The 17,860-nt window shown below is 56.0% G+C and carries 22 protein-coding genes; 15 read left to right on the forward strand and 7 right to left on the reverse strand.

The genetic code is table 11. The features are described from left to right. Nucleotides 1–70: 70 nt before the first annotated feature. The 5 genes from ghrA to M6G53_RS21170 all read left to right on the forward strand — a co-directional run bounded on the left by ghrA (nucleotide 71) and on the right by M6G53_RS21170 (nucleotide 5,375). Nucleotides 71–1,012 (forward strand): glyoxylate/hydroxypyruvate reductase GhrA, encoded by a 942-nt coding sequence (ghrA, locus tag M6G53_RS21150; protein ID WP_253334278.1) that lies wholly within the window; start codon nucleotides 71–73, stop codon nucleotides 1,010–1,012. A gap of 90 nt (nucleotides 1,013–1,102) precedes the next feature. Further along, nucleotides 1,103–1,840, forward strand: coding sequence for a phosphatase (locus M6G53_RS21155; protein WP_253334279.1), 738 nt, complete (start codon nucleotides 1,103–1,105; stop codon nucleotides 1,838–1,840). A 42-nt stretch (nucleotides 1,841–1,882) separates the two neighbouring features. After that, nucleotides 1,883–2,461 carry a TorD/DmsD family molecular chaperone gene (locus M6G53_RS21160; RefSeq protein WP_038875853.1) on the forward strand — a complete coding sequence of 193 codons (579 nt, stop codon included), beginning with the start codon at nucleotides 1,883–1,885 and terminating at the stop codon, nucleotides 2,459–2,461. Nucleotides 2,462–2,619: 158 nt separating this feature from the next. Continuing rightward, a complete protein-coding gene (locus M6G53_RS21165; protein WP_253334280.1) occupies nucleotides 2,620–3,273 on the forward strand; it encodes a tellurite resistance TerB family protein in 654 nt (217 codons plus the stop codon). Between the two features lie 68 nt (nucleotides 3,274–3,341). Continuing rightward, on the forward strand, nucleotides 3,342–5,375 hold the full coding sequence (locus M6G53_RS21170) for a S9 family peptidase (RefSeq protein WP_253334282.1): 2,034 nt from the start codon (nucleotides 3,342–3,344) through the stop codon (nucleotides 5,373–5,375). Between the two features lie 37 nt (nucleotides 5,376–5,412). Here the strand turns inward: M6G53_RS21170 and exoX are convergent, their stop codons facing one another. Continuing rightward, complete coding sequence (gene exoX / locus M6G53_RS21175; RefSeq protein ID WP_253334285.1) at nucleotides 5,413–6,081, reverse strand: exodeoxyribonuclease X; 669 nt, start codon at nucleotides 6,079–6,081, stop codon at nucleotides 5,413–5,415. A 424-nt stretch (nucleotides 6,082–6,505) separates the two neighbouring features. Between exoX and dksA the strand changes: the two genes are divergently transcribed. Together dksA and pip are read left to right on the forward strand one after the other, a co-directional pair. Beyond that, nucleotides 6,506–6,931 (forward strand): RNA polymerase-binding protein DksA, encoded by a 426-nt coding sequence (gene dksA, locus M6G53_RS21180; protein ID WP_253334287.1) that lies wholly within the window; start codon nucleotides 6,506–6,508, stop codon nucleotides 6,929–6,931. A gap of 177 nt (nucleotides 6,932–7,108) precedes the next feature. Beyond that, on the forward strand, nucleotides 7,109–8,062 hold the full coding sequence (pip, locus tag M6G53_RS21185; RefSeq protein ID WP_253334289.1) for a prolyl aminopeptidase: 954 nt from the start codon (nucleotides 7,109–7,111) through the stop codon (nucleotides 8,060–8,062). Between the two features lie 30 nt (nucleotides 8,063–8,092). On the opposite strand, the gene M6G53_RS21190 is transcribed toward pip, so the two are convergent. Further along, nucleotides 8,093–8,323 carry a DNA polymerase III subunit theta gene (locus M6G53_RS21190; protein WP_253334291.1) on the reverse strand — a complete coding sequence of 77 codons (231 nt, stop codon included), beginning with the start codon at nucleotides 8,321–8,323 and terminating at the stop codon, nucleotides 8,093–8,095. 345 nt (nucleotides 8,324–8,668) lie between these two features. Here M6G53_RS21190 and ftnA point away from each other — a divergent pair, with 345 nt between their 5' ends. The 4 genes from ftnA to M6G53_RS21210 all read left to right on the forward strand — a co-directional run bounded on the left by ftnA (nucleotide 8,669) and on the right by M6G53_RS21210 (nucleotide 11,192). Continuing rightward, nucleotides 8,669–9,187 carry a non-heme ferritin gene (gene ftnA / locus M6G53_RS21195; protein WP_253334293.1) on the forward strand — a complete coding sequence of 173 codons (519 nt, stop codon included), beginning with the start codon at nucleotides 8,669–8,671 and terminating at the stop codon, nucleotides 9,185–9,187. A 326-nt stretch (nucleotides 9,188–9,513) separates the two neighbouring features. Continuing rightward, nucleotides 9,514–9,897, forward strand: a complete 384-nt coding sequence (gene yobA, locus M6G53_RS21200) for a CopC domain-containing protein YobA (RefSeq protein ID WP_253334295.1) — start codon at nucleotides 9,514–9,516, stop codon at nucleotides 9,895–9,897. Between the two features lie 2 nt (nucleotides 9,898–9,899). Next, nucleotides 9,900–10,781 (forward strand): copper homeostasis membrane protein CopD, encoded by an 882-nt coding sequence (copD, locus tag M6G53_RS21205; RefSeq protein WP_253334297.1) that lies wholly within the window; start codon nucleotides 9,900–9,902, stop codon nucleotides 10,779–10,781. A gap of 69 nt (nucleotides 10,782–10,850) precedes the next feature. Further along, nucleotides 10,851–11,192, forward strand: a complete 342-nt coding sequence (locus tag M6G53_RS21210; protein WP_025302452.1) for a YebY family protein — start codon at nucleotides 10,851–10,853, stop codon at nucleotides 11,190–11,192. 324 nt (nucleotides 11,193–11,516) lie between these two features. Here the strand turns inward: M6G53_RS21210 and M6G53_RS21215 are convergent, their stop codons facing one another. After that, a complete protein-coding gene (locus M6G53_RS21215) occupies nucleotides 11,517–11,678 on the reverse strand; it encodes a tyrosine-type recombinase/integrase (RefSeq protein ID WP_436286545.1) in 162 nt (53 codons plus the stop codon). Between the two features lie 134 nt (nucleotides 11,679–11,812). Here M6G53_RS21215 and M6G53_RS21220 point away from each other — a divergent pair. Then, nucleotides 11,813–12,924, forward strand: a protein-coding gene (locus M6G53_RS21220) for an IS3 family transposase (protein WP_253334299.1) whose coding sequence is annotated in 2 segments (ribosomal slippage) — nucleotides 11,813–12,074 and nucleotides 12,074–12,924 — 1,113 coding nt in all. Because the reading frame shifts where the segments join, the coding sequence is not laid out codon by codon here. A gap of 263 nt (nucleotides 12,925–13,187) precedes the next feature. On the opposite strand, the gene M6G53_RS21225 is transcribed toward M6G53_RS21220, so the two are convergent. From M6G53_RS21225 to M6G53_RS21235, 3 genes are read right to left on the reverse strand one after another with little or no spacing between them, the layout of a single operon-like run. Then, entirely contained in the window at nucleotides 13,188–14,324 is a 1,137-nt protein-coding gene (locus M6G53_RS21225) for an acyltransferase family protein (RefSeq protein ID WP_253334301.1), read from the reverse strand. Nucleotides 14,325–14,329: 5 nt separating this feature from the next. Continuing rightward, nucleotides 14,330–14,740 carry a type II toxin-antitoxin system HicB family antitoxin gene (locus M6G53_RS21230; RefSeq protein WP_253334303.1) on the reverse strand — a complete coding sequence of 137 codons (411 nt, stop codon included), beginning with the start codon at nucleotides 14,738–14,740 and terminating at the stop codon, nucleotides 14,330–14,332. A gap of 22 nt (nucleotides 14,741–14,762) precedes the next feature. Then, nucleotides 14,763–14,942, reverse strand: coding sequence for a type II toxin-antitoxin system HicA family toxin (locus M6G53_RS21235; protein WP_253334305.1), 180 nt, complete (start codon nucleotides 14,940–14,942; stop codon nucleotides 14,763–14,765). Between the two features lie 235 nt (nucleotides 14,943–15,177). On the opposite strand from M6G53_RS21235, the gene M6G53_RS21240 reads away from it, so the two are divergent. The 3 genes from M6G53_RS21240 (at nucleotide 15,178) to fabV (ending at nucleotide 17,695) form a co-directional block, all read left to right on the forward strand. Beyond that, nucleotides 15,178–15,576 (forward strand): HumD family translesion DNA polymerase, encoded by a 399-nt coding sequence (locus M6G53_RS21240; protein WP_253334307.1) that lies wholly within the window; start codon nucleotides 15,178–15,180, stop codon nucleotides 15,574–15,576. Nucleotides 15,577–15,961: 385 nt separating this feature from the next. Further along, nucleotides 15,962–16,312 carry a DUF4377 domain-containing protein gene (locus tag M6G53_RS21245; protein ID WP_004940949.1) on the forward strand — a complete coding sequence of 117 codons (351 nt, stop codon included), beginning with the start codon at nucleotides 15,962–15,964 and terminating at the stop codon, nucleotides 16,310–16,312. 183 nt (nucleotides 16,313–16,495) lie between these two features. After that, nucleotides 16,496–17,695, forward strand: a complete 1,200-nt coding sequence (gene fabV / locus M6G53_RS21250; protein ID WP_253334309.1) for an enoyl-ACP reductase FabV — start codon at nucleotides 16,496–16,498, stop codon at nucleotides 17,693–17,695. Nucleotides 17,696–17,745: 50 nt separating this feature from the next. Here the strand turns inward: fabV and M6G53_RS21255 are convergent. Then, nucleotides 17,746–17,860, reverse strand: a 115-nt coding sequence (locus tag M6G53_RS21255) for a transposase (RefSeq protein WP_253334315.1), incomplete at its 5' end; no start/stop codon positions are given.

Genomic DNA, 17,860 nt, shown 5'->3' on the forward strand with positions numbered 1-17,860 from the left:
ACGCTTGCATCCGGCGGCGAATCGCGGAAGGCTGGAGGAAAACCAATAAAAACAAACGGGAGCCCGCAGTATGAACATCATTTATTACCACCCCTTGTTTAACGCCCAGGAATGGCTGGCCGGCATCAAGCAACGCCTGCCGCAGGCCGAGATCCGCGAGTGGCAGCGCGGCGACGAGCGGCCGGCGGATTACGCGCTGGTGTGGCGCCCGCCGCACGAAATGCTGGCCAACCGCCGCGATCTGAAAGCGGTGTTCGCCCTCGGCGCCGGCGTCGACGCGATCCTCGATCAGGAGCGCAAGCACCCCGGCACGCTGCCCGCCGGCGTGCCGCTACTGCGGCTGGAGGATACCGGCATGGCGCAGCAGATGCAGGAATACGCGCTGAGCTATGTGCTGCGCTATTTCCGCCGTTTCGACGAGTATCAGGCGCTGCAGCAGCGGCAGGCGTGGCAGCCGCTCGATCCGCATTCGCTGGATGATTTCACCATCGGCATCCTCGGCGCCGGCGTGCTGGGGCAGAGCGTGGCGCGCAAGCTGACCGAGTTTGGCTTTAGCGTGCGCTGCTGGAGCCGCAGCGCCAAACAGATTGACGGCGTACAAAGCTTCGCCGGGGAGGCGCAGCGCGCGGCCTTCCTCGACGGCGTCAAATTGCTGATCAACCTGCTGCCCAATACGCCGGAGACCGTCGGCATCCTCAACCGCGAGCTGTTCGCGCAGTTGAGCACGGGTGCCTATCTCATCAACATCGCGCGCGGCGCGCATCTGGTGGAGACCGATCTGCTGGCAGCGCTGGAGCAGGGGCAGCTGGCCGCCGCCACGCTGGACGTGTTCGCCCGCGAGCCGCTGCCGCAGGATCACCCGTTCTGGCGTCATCCGCGTGTCACCATTACCCCGCATATTGCTGCCATCACGTTGCCGCAGCAGGCGATGGATCAGATCGCCGCCAACATTCGCGCGCTGGAGGCGGGGCATGCCCCGGCCGGCGTGGTTGACAGGCAACGGGGGTACTGATCCTTCAGCCGCCGTTCGGTAGCTGATAAGCTGTTATTGTCATCGCGCCTGTCCGTACCTTTGCGGGCAGGCCCTCTGGAAGGAGAAACAATGTACCCCGTTGATTTGCATATGCACACCGTCGCCAGCACCCACGCCTACAGCACGCTGCACGATTACATCGCCGAAGCCCAGCAGAAGGGTATCAAGCTGTTCGCCATCACCGATCATGGTCCGGACATGGCCGATGCGCCGCACTACTGGCACTTTATGAACATGCACGTGTGGCCGCGCCGGGTGAACGGCGTGGGCATTTTGCGCGGCATCGAAGCCAACATCAAAAACCTGCAGGGCGACATCGACTGCACCGGCCCGATGTTGACCGCCACCGACGTAATCATCGCCGGTTTCCATGAGCCGGTGTTTGCGCCGCAGGATAAAGCGTCCAATACTGAAGCGATGATCGCCGCAATGGCGCAGGGGGACGTGCATATCATCAGCCACCCCGGCAACCCGCGCTACCCGATCGACATTCCCGCCGTCGCGGCGGCGGCGGCCAAATACGAGGTGGCGCTGGAGCTGAATAACTCGTCGTTCACCCATTCCCGCAAGGGCAGCGAGGCCAACTGCCGGGCGATCGCCGCCGCGGTGCGCGATGCCGGCGGCTGGCTGGCGCTGGGCTCGGATTCGCACGTCGCCTTTTCGCTGGGTAACTTTGAGCACTGCGAGCGCATTATCGCAGAGGTGGGCTTCCCGCAGGAGCGCATTCTCAACGTTAGCCCGCGCCGGTTGCTGGACTTTCTCGAACGGCGCGGCAAGCCGGCGATTGCGGAATTGGCCGATTTGTGACATCGTCCCGGCAAAATTTTCCGTATTGTATAAGGCATTATCATGAATGAGTTTTCCATTGTCTGCCGCGTGCTGGGTACGCTGTTCTACCGCCAGCCGCAGGATCCGCTGCTGGTGCCGCTGTTCGCGCTGATCAAAGAGGGCAAGCTGCAGCAACATTGGCCGCTGGAGCAGGATGACCTGTTGAAACGCCTGCAGCAGGGCTGCGACGTCAACCAACTGGCGACCGACTTCAACGCGATGTTCGTCGGCAGCGAATGCAGCGTGTCGCCGTTCCGCTCCGACTACGTCGAAGGCGCCAGCGAAGCGGAAGTGCGCACCTTCCTGCAGCAGCGCGGCATGCCGCTGGCGGAGGCGCCGGCCGACCATTTCGGCCAGCTGCTGTTGGCGGCGTCCTGGCTGGAAGATCAGTCGCAGGAAGATGAAGCGCAGGCGCAGATCGCCCTGTTCGACGAGTTCCTGCTGCCGTGGTGCGGCCGCTTCCTCGGCAAAGTGGAAGCGCACGCTACCACCGCTTTCTACCGCACGCTGGCGCTGATGACCCGCGACGCCATCCAGGCGATGCGCGACGAGCTGGCGGAGTACGAGCAGGACGACGAAGCGGGCGACGAAGAAGCGTAACGCCGCCGCTTATCCCGGCGGGCCGCCCGGCCCGCCGATCCGCTAAACACAGGTTTGCATCCCCCAGACGTAAATTGACAAAAGATCCCCTAATCTGGCGGTTTACCGTCGGTTCGGCCGCGCCTGCGCGCCGCGCTTTTTCACGCAAGGGGTAGATGATGAAAAGTAACTGGATGCAGCAGATTCAAACGTTGATCGGGCAGAAGGCCGGCGCGATGGGCGGGGCGGAAGGCATCGGCAAGCTGCTGGCGCCCACGGCGCTGGGCGGCCTGGTCGGCGTGCTGTTGGCCAATAAATCCTCGCGCAAGCTGGTGGGCAAGTTCGGCAAGAACGCGCTGATCGTCGGCGGCAGCGCGGCGGTGGGCGCGGTGCTGTGGAACAAGTACAAGCAGCGGGTGAAAGAGACCCATCAGGGCGAACCGCAGTTTGGTTTGCAAACCACGCCGGTGGATCTGCGCGCCAAACGCCTGGTGCAGGCGCTGGTGTTCGCCGCCAAGAGCGACGGCCATATCGATGCCGACGAGCAGCGTGCCATCGACCACAGCCTGGCGCAGCTGCAGGTGGGGGAGGAAGCGCAGGGCTGGGTGCAGGAAGCGCTCGATCAGCCGCTCAATCCGGAATTGATCGCCCGCAGCGTGCAAAACGAAGACGAGGCGCTGGAGGTCTACTATCTGAGCTGTCTGGTGATCGACGTCGATCACTTTATGGAGCGCGGCTACCTCGATGCGCTGGCGCAGGCGCTGAAGATCCCGGCGGACGTCAAGCAGGGCATCGAGAGCGACGTCAACGAGAAAAAGCGCGAGCTGGTGTAGCGCCGCTTGGCAAGCCGGGGGGAATCGTGTCACTCTTGCCGCAATCTATGTAAGCGGATGATTTAGCAATGATGACCCCACCGAAAGCGGAAAAACGCCCTTATCCCATCACCATCCACGGCGACACGCGCGTGGATGACTATTACTGGCTGCGCGACGACGAGCGCGCAGACCGCCAGGTGCTGGACTACCTGCAGGCGGAGAACGCCTACACCGATGCGATGCTGAAACCGCAGCAGGCGCTGCGCGAAACCCTGTACGAAGAGATGGTGGCGCGCATTCCGCAGCAGGAACATTCGGTGCCGTACGTGCGCCACGGCTATCGCTATCAGACGCGCTATGAGCCGGGCAATGAATACGCGATTTCCGTGCGCCAGCCACAGGCCGAGAGTGAGCACTGGGAAGTGCTTATCGACGGCAACCAGCGCGCCGAGAACCACGAGTTTTACACCCTGGGCGGGCTGGACGTCAGCCCCGACAACCGGCGGCTGGGGGGGGCGGAGGATTTCCTGTCGCGCCGCCAGTATGACATTCGCTTCAAGAACCTGGCCGATGGCAGCTGGGCGGACGAAGTGCTGGAGAACACCTCCGGCAGCTTCGAGTGGGCCAACGACTCCTCGACGGTCTACTACGTGCGCAAGCACGCCAAGACGCTGTTGCCGTATCAGGTTTATCGTCACGTGGTGGGCCGCGATCCGCAGCAGGACGAGCTGATTTACGAAGAGCGGGACGATACTTTCTACGTCGGGCTGGAGAAGACCACCTCCGAGCGCTTTATCCTGATCCACCTGAGCAGCACCACCACCTCGGAGATCCTGCTGCTGGACGCCGATCGTGCGGACGCCAAGCCGCAGCTGTTCGTGCCGCGCCGTAAGGATCATGAGTACGCCATCGATCACTATCACCAGCATTTCTACATCCGCTCTAACAAGGACGGCAAGAACTTCGGCCTGTACCAAAGCGAACAGGCGGATGAAGCGCAGTGGCAGACGCTGATCGCCCCGCGCGCCGACGTGATGCTGGAGGGCTTCAGCCTGTTTCGCGACTGGCTGGTGGTGGAGGAGCGCAGCGCCGGCCTGACGCTGCTGCGCCAGATCCACTGGCAGACTGGTGAAGAGAAGCGCATCGCCTTCGACGATCCGACTTACACCACCTGGCTGGCGTATAACCCGGATCCGGAGACCGCGCTGCTGCGCTACGGCTATTCGTCGATGACCACCCCGACCACGCTGTACGAGCTGAACATGGACAGCGGTGAGCGGACGATGCTCAAACAGCAGGAAGTGAAGAACTTCACGCCGGAAAACTACCGCAGCGAGCGAGTGTGGGTGAAGGCGCGCGACGGTGTCGAGGTGCCGGTCTCGCTGGTGTATCGCCAGGACAGCTTCCAGCGCGGCGCCAACCCGCTGATGGTGTACGGCTACGGCTCCTACGGCAGCAGCATGGATCCGGCGTTCAGCGCCAGCCGCCTGAGCCTGCTCGATCGCGGTTTCGTGTTCGTGCTGGCGCACATTCGCGGCGGCGGCGAACTGGGGCAGCTGTGGTATGAAGACGGCAAGCTGTTCAACAAGCAGAACACCTTCAACGATTTTATCGACGTGACCGAAACGCTGGTCGCCCAGGGGTACGGCGACGGCAAGCGGGTGTTCGCCATGGGCGGCAGCGCCGGCGGCCTGCTGATGGGGGCGGTGATCAACCAGGCGCCGCAGCTGTTCCACGGCGTGGTGGCGCAGGTGCCGTTCGTCGACGTGGTGACCACCATGCTGGACGAGTCCATTCCGCTGACCACCGGCGAATACGACGAGTGGGGCAACCCGAACGAGCAGGCCTATTACGATTACATCAAACAGTACAGCCCGTACGATCAGGTGAAGGCGCAGGCATACCCGCATCTGCTGGTGACCACCGGCCTGCACGATTCGCAGGTGCAGTATTGGGAGCCGGCCAAGTGGGTAGCCAAGCTACGCGAGCTGAAAACCGACGATCGGCAGCTGCTGCTGTATACCGACATGGATGCCGGCCACGGCGGCAAGTCCGGGCGCTTCAAGGCCTATGAGGATATTGCGCTGGAGTATGCCTTCATTCTGGCGCTGGCGGAATAACGGTATTCGGCGGGCGGCCTCTGTGCCGCCCGCCGTGTTAGCCAATCAGATAGTATTTCAGCGTGTGCTTCATGTCCGGGCTCAGGTCGTCGATGGATTTCAGCATCCAGCGCAGATAGCCGGGATCTTCCTGGGCGATGCGATCGATCTCCTGCCCGCGATACTTGCCGAATTTGAACTTCTTCAGCAGCACCGGTTGTTCGGTGACCTGCACCATTTGCTCCGGCGTCCAGCCCGAATCCTTGATGATGCGTTGCAGCAGCGCGGCGGTGACGTAGCAGTCATACAGTGCGCGGTGCGGGTACAGCGTGGCGTCCGCCGGTAGCTGCACGTCCAGGTTCAGCGCATAGCGCAGATACTGGTTGCCGTACTTGATGTCCGGATACAGCGTGCGCGCCAGCTTGAGGGTGCAGATCCAGGCGCCGTTCATCTCCGGCAGCACGCCGCGATCGAAGGCGGCGTTGTGCGCCACGTAGTAAGGGCTGCCCTGATAGCGGCCGATCGCCACCGCGATGCGCGGTTTGCCTTCCACCATTTGTTCGGTGATGTGATGAATCGCCATCGCGTCGAGGCTGATGGGGCGATCCGGGCTGACCAGATCGCTCATCGGGTTGGTTAACTGGCCGTCGAGCAGATCGAGGGAGGCCACTTCCACCACGCCGCCGTCCAGCCCGCAGGTCTCGGTATCTATTACGCGTAACGTCATGCTTTCCTCCGCGTTGCCGTCAGGCTTCAGCTTAACCGGCACAGGCGGCCGTGCCAACCGCACCCTCACTACAGGCAATAAAAAACCCGCCTTGGCGGGTTTAATGACGGATCGAAGGACGTTTACTCACCAGACGGATGCGCTTTTTTGGCACGTTTCTCCGCACGTTTCTCAGCTGGGGTTTTCAACGGCTTCTTCTTCGCATTTTTTTTGCTATCCATTCCCTTACTCATGATGGCCTCTCGTTACCTATGATTGGGTGGCTTGCTTAGCCATTAACCGCCTAAAGCCAAGAGGATGCAAGCGGCAAAGTGCAGGTTTAGGTTAACCGGCTGTTTATGCATGCAATTTTGTTTTTGGATGACCGGGTGTTAAAAATAAATATTATGTTATAATATTACACTTTTGGTGTTGGGAGAGCGCAATGACAGTCATGACGTTACCGGATGCGCAGCAACTGCTGGCCATGCCGGATTCTGATTATATGAACTCGGTTCAACGGGCGTTTTTCCGCCAACGGTTGCAGGACGAGCGGCAAAAGCTGCTGCTGCACATCGATGAGCTGAAAAAAGAGATCGACGGCGGCGAAGCGACGGGCGACGAGGCCGACAAGGCGGCGCGCGAAGAGGATCTGCGCCTGCTGTTCCGCCAGTTGGATCGCGAAAGCCGCCTGCTGCCGAAAATCGACGCGGCGTTGGCGCGCTTGCAAAACGGCGAGTACGGCTACTGCCGGGAAACCGGCGAACCTATCGGGCTGGCGCGCCTGCTGCTGCGCCCGACGGCGGAGCTGAGCATCGAGGCGAAAACCGCACAGGAGATGCGCGAGCCGCATATGCGTAAAAGCGGGTAGGCATCACAAGGCGCTAACCGATCGGGCCTGTGGGCATTTTACCGGCAGGCCGTTGTGATTTTGAGCAAACGCGCGTCGAGTTCTCGGCGCGCGCTCGAGTTTTCAGGTTTTACCGTTGACCTGCCGGGCGGCTTCCGCTTTGATGAAAGCATGACTCACAGAGAGACGGAAAACGCCATGGAACAATTACGAGGTTTATACCCGCCGTTAGCAGCATACGACAGCGGTTGGCTGGACACAGGGGATGGCCACCGGATCTACTGGGAGCTGAGCGGCAACCCGAACGGTAAACCGGCGGTCTTCATTCACGGCGGGCCGGGCGGCGGCATCTCCCCGCATCATCGCCAGCTGTTCGATCCGGAACGCTACAAGGTGCTGCTGTTCGATCAACGCGGCTGTGGCCGCTCCCGTCCGCACGCCAGCCTGGACAGCAACACCACCTGGCACTTGGTGGCCGATATCGAGCGGCTGCGCGACATGGCCGGCGTCGACCAGTGGCTGGTGTTCGGCGGCTCCTGGGGGTCAACGCTGGCGCTCGCCTATGCGCAGACTCACCCGGAACGCGTCAGTGAAATGGTGCTGCGCGGCATCTTCACCCTGCGCAAACAGGAACTGCATTGGTATTACCAGGACGGCGCTTCACGCTTCTTCCCGGACAAATGGGCGCGCGTGCTGTCCATTCTGTCGGATGAAGAGCGTAAAGACGTGATCGCCGCCTACCGGCAGCGGCTGACCTCAGCCGATCCACAGGTACAGCTCGAAGCGGCCAAGCTGTGGAGCGTGTGGGAAGGGGAAACGGTCACGCTGTTGCCGAGCCGCGAATCCGCTTCGTTCGGCGAGGATGATTTCGCCCTGGCATTCGCCCGCATTGAAAACCACTATTTCACCCATTTGGGCTTCCTGGAGAGCGATGACCAGTTGCTGCGTAACGTGCCGCTGATCCGCCATATTCCGGCGGTGATCGTCCACGGCCGCTATGACATGGCCTGCCAGGTGCAGAACGCCTGGGATCTGGCAAAGGCCTGGCCGGAAGCGGAGCTGCATATCGTGGAAGGGGCGGGGCATTCGTTCGATGAACCGGGCATTTTGCACCGGCTGATGATCGCCACCGACCGGTTCGCCGGCAAGTGACATGAAAACCCGCCTTCACGGCGGGTTTTGTTATTTGACCTTCGGCTCGTACGGCAGGCGCGAGAATTTGTGGGATTCCGCACGGTAGTGCGCCACGCGCTCGCGAAAATAGTCGCGCAGCGGCTCCGGCTGCTCGCGCTCTACCACTTCCGGGATCACCGGCATGTTGTAGCGCTCTTTGTACGCCACGCCTGAGGCGGCGAGATCTACATTCACTCTGTCCATCTCTTCTTTGGACAACTCGGCCAGATTGTAACCCACGCTATGCTCCTTACTTGCTTTGCCGCATTGAATCTGCGCAGAAGGTAATCCACCCGGCAGCGCTTGGCAAGCCCGTTGCGCCGCCGCCGCAGGCGATATTTACCCAAGGTTAATGCAATCTATTTATTTTATTAAATAAGAATGATTCGCTTTTTGATTGAAATAAAAGATGTAAATAATTCTCATAATGATTATCTCGAATTTTTATTTATTTATATCCATTTGATTTTTATTGTATTTATAATTGATGTGAGTTAAGTGTGAATAAGGTGTTTTTATTTTATCGGCGGCAAGGCATAATGCGCGGAAATTAAATTCATGACCTGCAAAATAAAAGGAATCATTATGCTGACGCAAGAAATGACTCAAAAGCTGAATGAGCAACTGAATCTGGAGTTCTACTCCGCCAACCTGTACCTGCAGATGAGCGCATGGTGCAGCGATAAAGGCTTTGAAGGCGCCGCCGCATTTCTTAAAGAGCACTCTCAGGAAGAGATGCAGCATATGCAACGTTTGTTCGACTACCTGAGCGATACCGGCTCTCTGCCGCTGTTGGGCACCATCGCCGCGCCGCCGGTGTCGTTCGAATCGCTGGCGGACGTGTTCCAGCAGACCTACGAACACGAGCAGCTGATCACCCGTCAGATCAACGAACTGGCGCACGCCGCGATGACCGCGCACGATTACTCCACCTTCAACTTCCTGCAGTGGTATGTGGCTGAGCAGCACGAAGAAGAGAAACTGTTCAAATCCGTGCTGGATAAACTGGCGCTGGTGGGCACCAGCGGCAAGGGCCTGTTCTTCATCGACAAAGATCTGAAGAAGATGGGCGCGCTGGGCCAGGGTGGCAACGGCCAGGCCTGATCCCTGAAGGATCCTTTGCAAACCGCGCGCGGGCGAGCCTGACGCGCGGTTTTTTTTACCCTGCGTTTATCGCGGTTATGCGGCGATACGTGCTGCCGGATCGCAAAATGCCAGTGATGCGCTCGACTTGCCGCGGCGCGGTCGTTATGATTTATCGCGATTCGCTACAGGGATGGTAGAGTCAAAACAGCGGGTTAGCCGATATAACTCGTTTTTCTGTTCACCCGTGGCGCAATCATTAGCGGTGGGTTGAGGCCGCCGAGACATCGCCTTGGCAGTGGCCTTAACCCTTATGCTCTCGTTATCTACTGTTAAGGGATACCACTGTGATCGGTAAAATTCGTTCCTCTTGTCGCCTGCTTTCCACCGTTTTTGTCCTGTTTGTTGGCCTGTCCTCTCAGCAAGCGCTGGCGCACGCCCACCTGAAAGTGGAAACGCCGAAGGCCGACGCCAGCGTCAGCCCGGCACCGAAGGCGCTGACCCTCAGCTTCTCCGAAGGCATCGAGCCGAACTTCAGCGGCGTGAAAATCACCGGCCCGAACAACGGCGTGGTGAAAACCGGCAAGCTGCAGCTCGATCCAAACAACAACACCCAGGTCAATGTGCCGATCGAAGGCGAGCTGAGCGCGGGCAAATACAACGTCAGCTGGCATGTGGTTTCGGTCGACGGGCATAAAACCAAAGGCCAGTACAGCTTCACCGTAAACTGATCGTGAGTCTGGCGACCCTGTTCGTTCTGTGTCGCTTGGTGCACTTTGCGGCGGTGATGCTGATGTTCGGCATCAGTCTGTTCACCGCCTTACTGTCACCGCAGCGCCTCTCCCCGATCCTCTCCCGCGATGTGCGTCCGCTGCTGCTTGCCGGCACCTGGGCCGCTGGGCTTTCCGCCGTGGCGCTGCTGGCCATTCAGGCCGGGCAAATGGGCGACGGTTGGGAAGACGCCTGGCGGCTGGAGGTCTGGTGGGCGGTGCTCGGCACCACCTTCGGCGAAGTGTGGCGCTGGCATCTGGGCCTGTCGCTGCTGGCGATCCTGAGCCTGCTGCTGCCGGAACGGCCGCGCGCACAGGCGTTGGCGCTGTGTTCGACGCTGCTGCTGGTCAGCCTGGCGTTCATCGGCCACGCGGCGATGCACGAAGGCACGCTGGGCGCGCTGCACCGCGCCAACCATGCGGTGCACCTGCTGGCCGCCGGCTACTGGTTCGGCAGCCTGGCGCCGCTGCTGGTTTGCCTGCGCTACCTGCCGCCGCCGCAGTGGCGCAGCGACGCTATCATCACGCTGATCCGTTTCTCGCGCTGGGGGCACCTGGCGGTGGCGGCGGTGATCGTCACCGGCATCGTCAACAGCCTGATCATTCTCGGCGCTTGGCCGCTCAACCTCGGCTCGCCTTATCAGCGCCTGCTGCTGATTAAAACCGCGCTGGTAGCGCTGATGGTGATGGTGGCGCTGGCCAATCGCTACGCCATCGTGCCGGCAATGAGCCGCGTACCGGCGCTGGCGCAGCGCGGCGTGGTGCTGGCCTGCTGGCTCGAAGTCGGGTTGGGGATGGCGGTGCTGCTGCTGGTCAGTTTATTTGCAACCTATGCGCCGGTTTGACATTTCGGCTTGCCGCAACCGGGCAAGCTGCGGGAAAATCGACGCGAATAGCAACCTTAAGGCCAACACATGAAATCGGTATTACTCGGCATTACGCTGCTGGCAACCGCGACCGGCGCGCTGGCGGCAGATAAACTGGTGAACATCACCAAACTGGAATACGGCAAACAGTGGGCGTTCACCAAGGAAGAAGTGACGCTGCAGTGCCGCAGCGGCGGCGCGCTGTTCGTGCTCAACAACAGCACGCTGATGCAATACCCGCTCAACGACGCAGCGGAGCAGCAGGTGAAGAAGGGCCATCAGCGTGCGCAGCCGCTGGAGGTGCTCCTGCTGGACGACCCTGCCGAACCGGGGAAAAAAATGAGCCTGGCGCCGTTTATCGAACGCGCCGAGAAGCTGTGCGCTGACTAACCGCTTGTTTGCCAACGCCTTGTACAGTGCGCGCGGATTGATGCGCCTTTGCCGCATAGTTATTTCGTCACGCAACTATCACGCGGCCGCCGGGCGGCTGGCAAAACTGGCGCGGTAGGCTACTCTTAAAGTGCATGGCTGAACAAGCCCTGCATTAAATGCCAACTTTTAGCGCACGGCTCTCTCCCAAGAGCCATTTCCCTAGACCGAATATAGGAATCGTATTCGGTCTTTTTTTGTGTGATTGATTTATAAGTATTTTTTTCTGAAAGATCGAAATTACTCGAAATTTACTCGAATTTTGATATTCGGTCTTTTACAGCATTACGTACTCCTTCCCCTCGTGTTGAGATATTTCAATGTCATCGTTTCTGATGAATGCCCCAGCAGTTTTTGCGCAAAATCTTTCCCTCTTTCCTTCTCATACAGCCGGCCAGCCAAACTGCGGATCTCGTGAAAGGTCGGCGGACTTTCCTCGAACGGCAAACCTGAAGCCTTCCGCGCCGCAACAAATTTTTTCGTTAGTCCATCAGGATGTAGTTGTAAGCATCCCGGTAAAACGGACCATTCACTTTTAGAGATCTTCCGACATACTGATTATGTCCCCTGAGGAGATCGTCATGCGTAAAGCCCGATTCACCGAGCACCAGATCATTACCGTTCTGAAGTCTGTCGAAGCTGGATGTACCGTTAAGGATGTTTGCCGCGAAGCGGGAATATCCGAAGCTTCCTATTACAACTGGAAAGCAAAGTATGGCGGGATGGAAGCTTCTGATATCAAAAAGATGAAGGATCTGGAGGACGAAAACCGGCGGCTAAAACAGATGTTTGCTGATCTCAGCCTTGAATGTCGGGCCCTGAAAGACGTTATCGAAAAAAAGCTTTAAAGCCAGCGATAAAGCGGGAGCTCGTCAGTTATCTGGCGGCACAATTTGCCATGAGTATCCGCCAGGCATGCAGGACATTATCGCTGAGCAGGACGGTCTATTTTTATCAGCCCGATACCCGGCATGATGAACCGGTGATCCTGGCTTTGACTGAACTGGCAGAACGTTATCCACGATACGGTTTTAAGAAGCTGTTCCAACTACTGCGCAGACAGGGCAACACCTGGAATCATAAACGTGTTCACCGGATTTATTGCCTGCTGAAACTGAATTTTCGTCGCAAAGGAAAGCAACGTCTGCCAGTGCGTAATCCGGCCTCGCTGACCACACCGGGATCGCTGAACCAGAGCTGGTCCATTGATTTTATGCACGATGCGCTGGTCTGCGGCAGGCGCTTCCGGACCTTCAACGTGGTAGATGATTTTAACCGTGAAGCACTGGCGATAGAAATCGACCTGAATATCCCTGCTCAGCGAGTCGTCCGGGTGCTGGACAGGATCGTGGCAAACCGTGGTTACCCGCTGAAGATGCGGATGGACAACGGGCCCGAACTGGTCTCACTGGCGCTGGCCCAATGGGCCGAAGAACATGGTGTGCAGCTCGAATTTATCAAGCCGGGTAAGCCTACACAAAATGCTTTTATCGAACGGTTCAACCGAACATACCGGACAGAAATTCTGGATTTTTATCTGTTCAGAACACTGAATGAAGCGCGGGAAATTACAGAGCGCTGGCTGAAGGAATATAACAACGAGCGGCCTCATGAATCCCTGAACAACCTGACGCCGGAAGAGTACCGGCTGATGGCTGAAACAACGGATATCTCAAAAAGTTCATGGAACTAAAGTCGGGATGCTTACAGATGCACTGATGTCTGCTGATTTATGATCATTGGAGAGTATTAATCCCCAATGATCATATGTGTTGGAGGCTAGGGTGATAGGTGGCTTAGTCTCTTTTTTTTCAATTCAACTCTGATGTCACCCATATTACGAGCATAACTATTTCAATTATTAAAAGCGATGGTTTAACAGCCCTGAAAGAATCATCTTTATTGCATAAACAACGCTAATGGCAGCAGCAAGGCGTACTAATGATTTAATGACTATCAATTACCATTCCTCCCATCCCAATATTTCATGATGAATTTTCTACATGGTTTCTCAATTAGGATGTGCAGTATGGATGATGATGCTATGCATACAAACCAGAAAATAAACACTCCTGCAATCCCTAATGCTTCCACTCGTTCGTAGTTATAATAAAAAATGTTAAAAATTATCATGTGAACAAGATAAAGTGCAAAACTTATCTCGCCAAGGAAAATCATTGGTTTTATTGATAACATTTTAGATATAGGACCACTACTAAGTGCGAATGTTAGTATTAAAAAACCCCAAGCGAGCCATATACCCGACTTGTAGAAATAGTAAGAAGCTCCGGAACCAAGTGAATCATAAATCAGCGATGGCCGTGCGGCAATGTAAACTGCATAGATAGACATTGCTATGGATAATAATTCAAGAAAAAGCCATTTGGCACAACTGATTTTTATTGTTAGGTCTTTTGATTTGAAAAATAATTTTGCACAAAAAACTCCGAATAAAAACTCAAATATTCTAACTACTGGGTTAGTATATAATACGCTAAACATAGTAAACCCCGGCGTTCCGTCAGCTTGGGATAGGTCTAATTTTGTTGCTATGAATATGAAGGTTGCAAGTGAAATTAAAGATAACATTATTGCTATCGGGAATGCTTTTTTATAATTTATTGAAATAAAAGCAAACACTATATAGAAAAATGCTTCTGTCGAGATGCTCCAAGCAACTCCATTAAAAGAAAGAATCCAAGGGGCTGTAAACGACCATGATTGAAGTAATGTGGTGTTTATGATTAGTTTGGCAATTGTGTCAATGGAAGGATTCAAATCATGAGTAATGTTTGGGGTGATGAGTGCTAACCAGATGATCAACGTTGCAATGTGCAATGGCCATATTCTGGCGAATCGCGCGACAATGAACCTCTTTACTGATTTCATATCTGGAAGAGATCTGTAATTGTATGCAAGAATGAATCCTGAAAGCGTAAAGAAGAAAGAAACACCCTGAGAAAGTGAAAAATTTGTGGCTATACCAAGTGAGCCAAATAAAGCGTGACCATGCCCGATCACGATCATTGCCGCCGCAAAAAAACGTAATGCTGTTAATGCGTCAAGTCTTGTAACAGAATTCAATTTAATCACCTAAATTATTTTTTCTCTAAGCCAAGGACTTTATCAGCTGCAACCCGCGAGAGGAAGGCAGAACGGCTACCGTACTCAGGATGCGCGGCGACAAACTGATCGATACGGCGGATCAGCAATGAGGGGAGTGTCACGTTAATTTTCTCCGCCTTGCCCATAAGCCGCGTGATATCCACATCGACGAGCGCCCAGACGACGCCGGCGAAATCTGGATCAGATAGCCAGTTTTCAACGTTGGTTCCTTCCGGCACTGCTTCGCCATCTTCAACCAATAATTCAATATGTGCCTCGATGGCTTCGCGCGCACTCTCGATCGCATCCTGATAGTTTTCACCTCCGGAGAAGCAACCTGGAATATCAGGAACGCGAACGCCGAAGGATGAATCGCCTTTATCAATAGCAACAGGGTATAACATTTAAACCTCCAGTGGGTGGGGTTTAAAGCCCCGCCTGTTTTTTAATGCTTTTCAGTGTTGGTAGCGGTATATCCTTTTGTGGGTGTTTTACCGTTACCAGCCCTTTTTTCGTTGGGTGTTTGAACTGGTGATGACTGCCTTTTACTCTCACCAGATACCACCCTTCGGCTTCTATCATTGCTATTGCATTCCTGCTATCCATCCTCCGATCTCTCTGCTGTTTTGTTGGGGTTATAATAACCCCTTATTTTGAGGTCGTCAAGTATTTTGGAGTTATCAGGGTTATTTATCCAGCAGCGACGAAAACAACCCGGCATTTACTTTCTTCCTTCATCGATCAGCAATCTACCATTTCGGCAGTGAATCTATCTTCACATCGGTTTTTTCCTACGCTTACGCTGTGTATGCATACAGTATTTGTTGTGAGGTAAAACACCATGGGAATGATGCCAAAATTTGCCAGCCCGGCAGCAGACTACGTTGAGCGCCGCTTAAGCCTTGACGAGATCTGCATTTCAAAGCCGAGCGCTACTTATCTGCTCCGCGCCGCCGGCCAGGCGATGGCGGTCGGTATCCACGCTGACGCGCTGCTTGTTGTCGATTCGTCGGCGACGCCGGTGCACGGCAGCATTATCGTAGCCGCCGAGGAGGGAGCGCATGTGCTGCGCCGGCTTCGCCTTTATCCGTATCGAGCGCTCGAGTTTTTGGACGGCTCAGGCCGGGAAACTGAACTCGCTAACGAAGATTGCGAAGAAGGGATCGAGGTGTTTGGCGTGGTGATGTACTGCGTGAATGATATGCGGTCGTGCGAGTGGGATGATCTGCCGGTTATTTGATGACCAGTCATCATTCAAGTAAGCAGCAAGAACGGCCGAAATTTTTCCGAACTGACCCGAGAGTTTTGATAACTATTTGAATGTAAAAGACGGTTAACGAAAGTGTTTTTGATGGATTTGTAATCGATATGTTGGCTATCTATCTGAAAATATTGGTTTTATTTATTTGTGTTCGATTAAAGGAATCGTATTCGGTCTTTTTTTGTGTGATTGATTTATAAGAGAATTTCCCCTAAATCATCTCCAACAATCCTCGGTCTTCTTTTCGAGCTACCAGACCCTAAGCGCGAACGAATAATGTTCCCTCTGTAATACGAAGCAAGGTTCAATTCATCCGGTCAATTTGTTAGGATCGCCTGACCTACATGACTATTGGTGCAGTACATTGAAAATTAAAGCGTTGTTATTTGTTGCGTTGGCCGCGCTGGCCGGCTGCAGCCAGGAGGGAACCTCGATGAATCAGCCCGCAAACGAGAAAGGCGGCCAAACGGAAGTGTTGCTGGTGAACAGCGCGCTGGTGGACTGCGTGGGCGTCGGCCCGATGAAATGCATGCAAGTGCGCCGCTCCGCGCAGCAGCCGTGGGAGTTGTTCTATACCGGCATCGAGGGCTTCACCTTCGAACCGGGCTATCAGTATCGGTTGAAAGTGCGCGTCACTCCGGTGGAGAACGTACCGGCCGATGCCTCATCGCTGCGTTACACGCTGATTGAGCAGTTGGAAAAGAACAAGGCGTGACCCTCGACAGGCCGGGTAATAGCAACCCGGCCTGCTATGATTATCCCTTTACCATCATGACATGCCTCGGCGGTGGGCTTGCCGACTGGTCTGTTCACTGCGCTTGTTTTCGCACTTTCTTAAGTATATTGAGAAAATCAGGTATATTGTCCTTCGGTTTTTAGCTACCAAGAAAAAATTACTATGATTATCAAACCTAAAATTCGTGGTTTTATCTGCACCACCGCTCACCCGGCAGGCTGTGAAGCCAACGTCCGTGAGCAAATCGCCTACGTTAAGTCGCGCGGCGAACTGAAAAACGGGCCTAAAAAGGTGCTGGTCATTGGTGCATCCACCGGTTACGGTCTGGCCTCGCGCATCAATGCCGCTTTCGGCAGCGGTGCGGCCACCATCGGCGTATTTTTCGAGAAGCCTGGCAGCGAAGGCAAAACCGGTTCCGCCGGTTGGTACAACGCCGCCGGCTTCGACAAGGCAGCTAAAGAAGAAGGCCTGTACGCGAAAAGCATCAACGGTGACGCATTCTCCAACGAGTGCCGTCAGACCGTGATCGATCTGATCAAAAAAGACCTGGGCCAGATTGACCTGGTGGTTTACTCGCTGGCTTCGCCGGTGCGTAAAATGCCGGAAACCGGCGAAGTGGTGCGTTCCGCCCTGAAGCCGATCGGCGAGCCGTACAAATCCGTCGCGCTGGATACCAACAAAGACGTGCTGGTTGAAGCCGTGGTCGAGCCGGCCAACGAGCAAGAAATCGCCGACACCGTGAAGGTGATGGGCGGCCAGGACTGGCAGCTGTGGATGGACGCGCTGGACGAAGCGGGCGTGCTGGCGGATAACGCGCAGTCTGTCGCTTACTCCTACATCGGTACCGATCTGACCTGGCCAATCTACTGGCACGGTACGCTGGGCAAGGCGAAAGAAGATCTGGATCGCGCGGCGCACGCCATCAACCAGAAACTGCAAGCCAAAGGCGGCGCGGCTTACGTTGCGGTGCTCAAGTCGGTGGTGACTCAGGCTTCCTCCGCCATTCCGGTAATGCCGCTGTATATCTCCATCGTGTTCAAAATTATGAAGGAGCAGGGCATTCACGAAGGCTGCATCGAGCAGATCCAGCGTCTGTTTGCCACCAAGCTGTACAGCGGCGCGGCGCCGGACACCGACGAGAAACACCGTCTGCGTCTGGATGACTGGGAATTGCGCGACGCCGTGCAGGAAACCTGCCGTGAAATCTGGCAGCAGCTGAACGACAACAACATCAACGAACTGACCGATTACCAGGGCTACAAGGCGGAATTCCTGCGCCTGTTCGGCTTTGGTCTGCAAGGCGTTGACTACGACGCCGATCTGAGCGGCGAAGCCAACTTCGATGTGATCGAGCTGGTCTAAGCGCGTCGAGCGGTCAAACAAGGTCGGGTTAGCCCGGCCTTTTTTTTGGTTCATCGCGTTTTACCGGGGAACGCTGCTTTGATTTTCAGGAAGAAGTAAGCGTTATCCCGGTATCCATAAGCCATCCGCTTCATCACCTTTATCTTATTGTTCATCCCTTCCAGC

Source organism: Serratia nevei (assembly GCF_024160145.1).
GTDB lineage: Bacteria > Pseudomonadota > Gammaproteobacteria > Enterobacterales > Enterobacteriaceae > Serratia > Serratia nevei_A.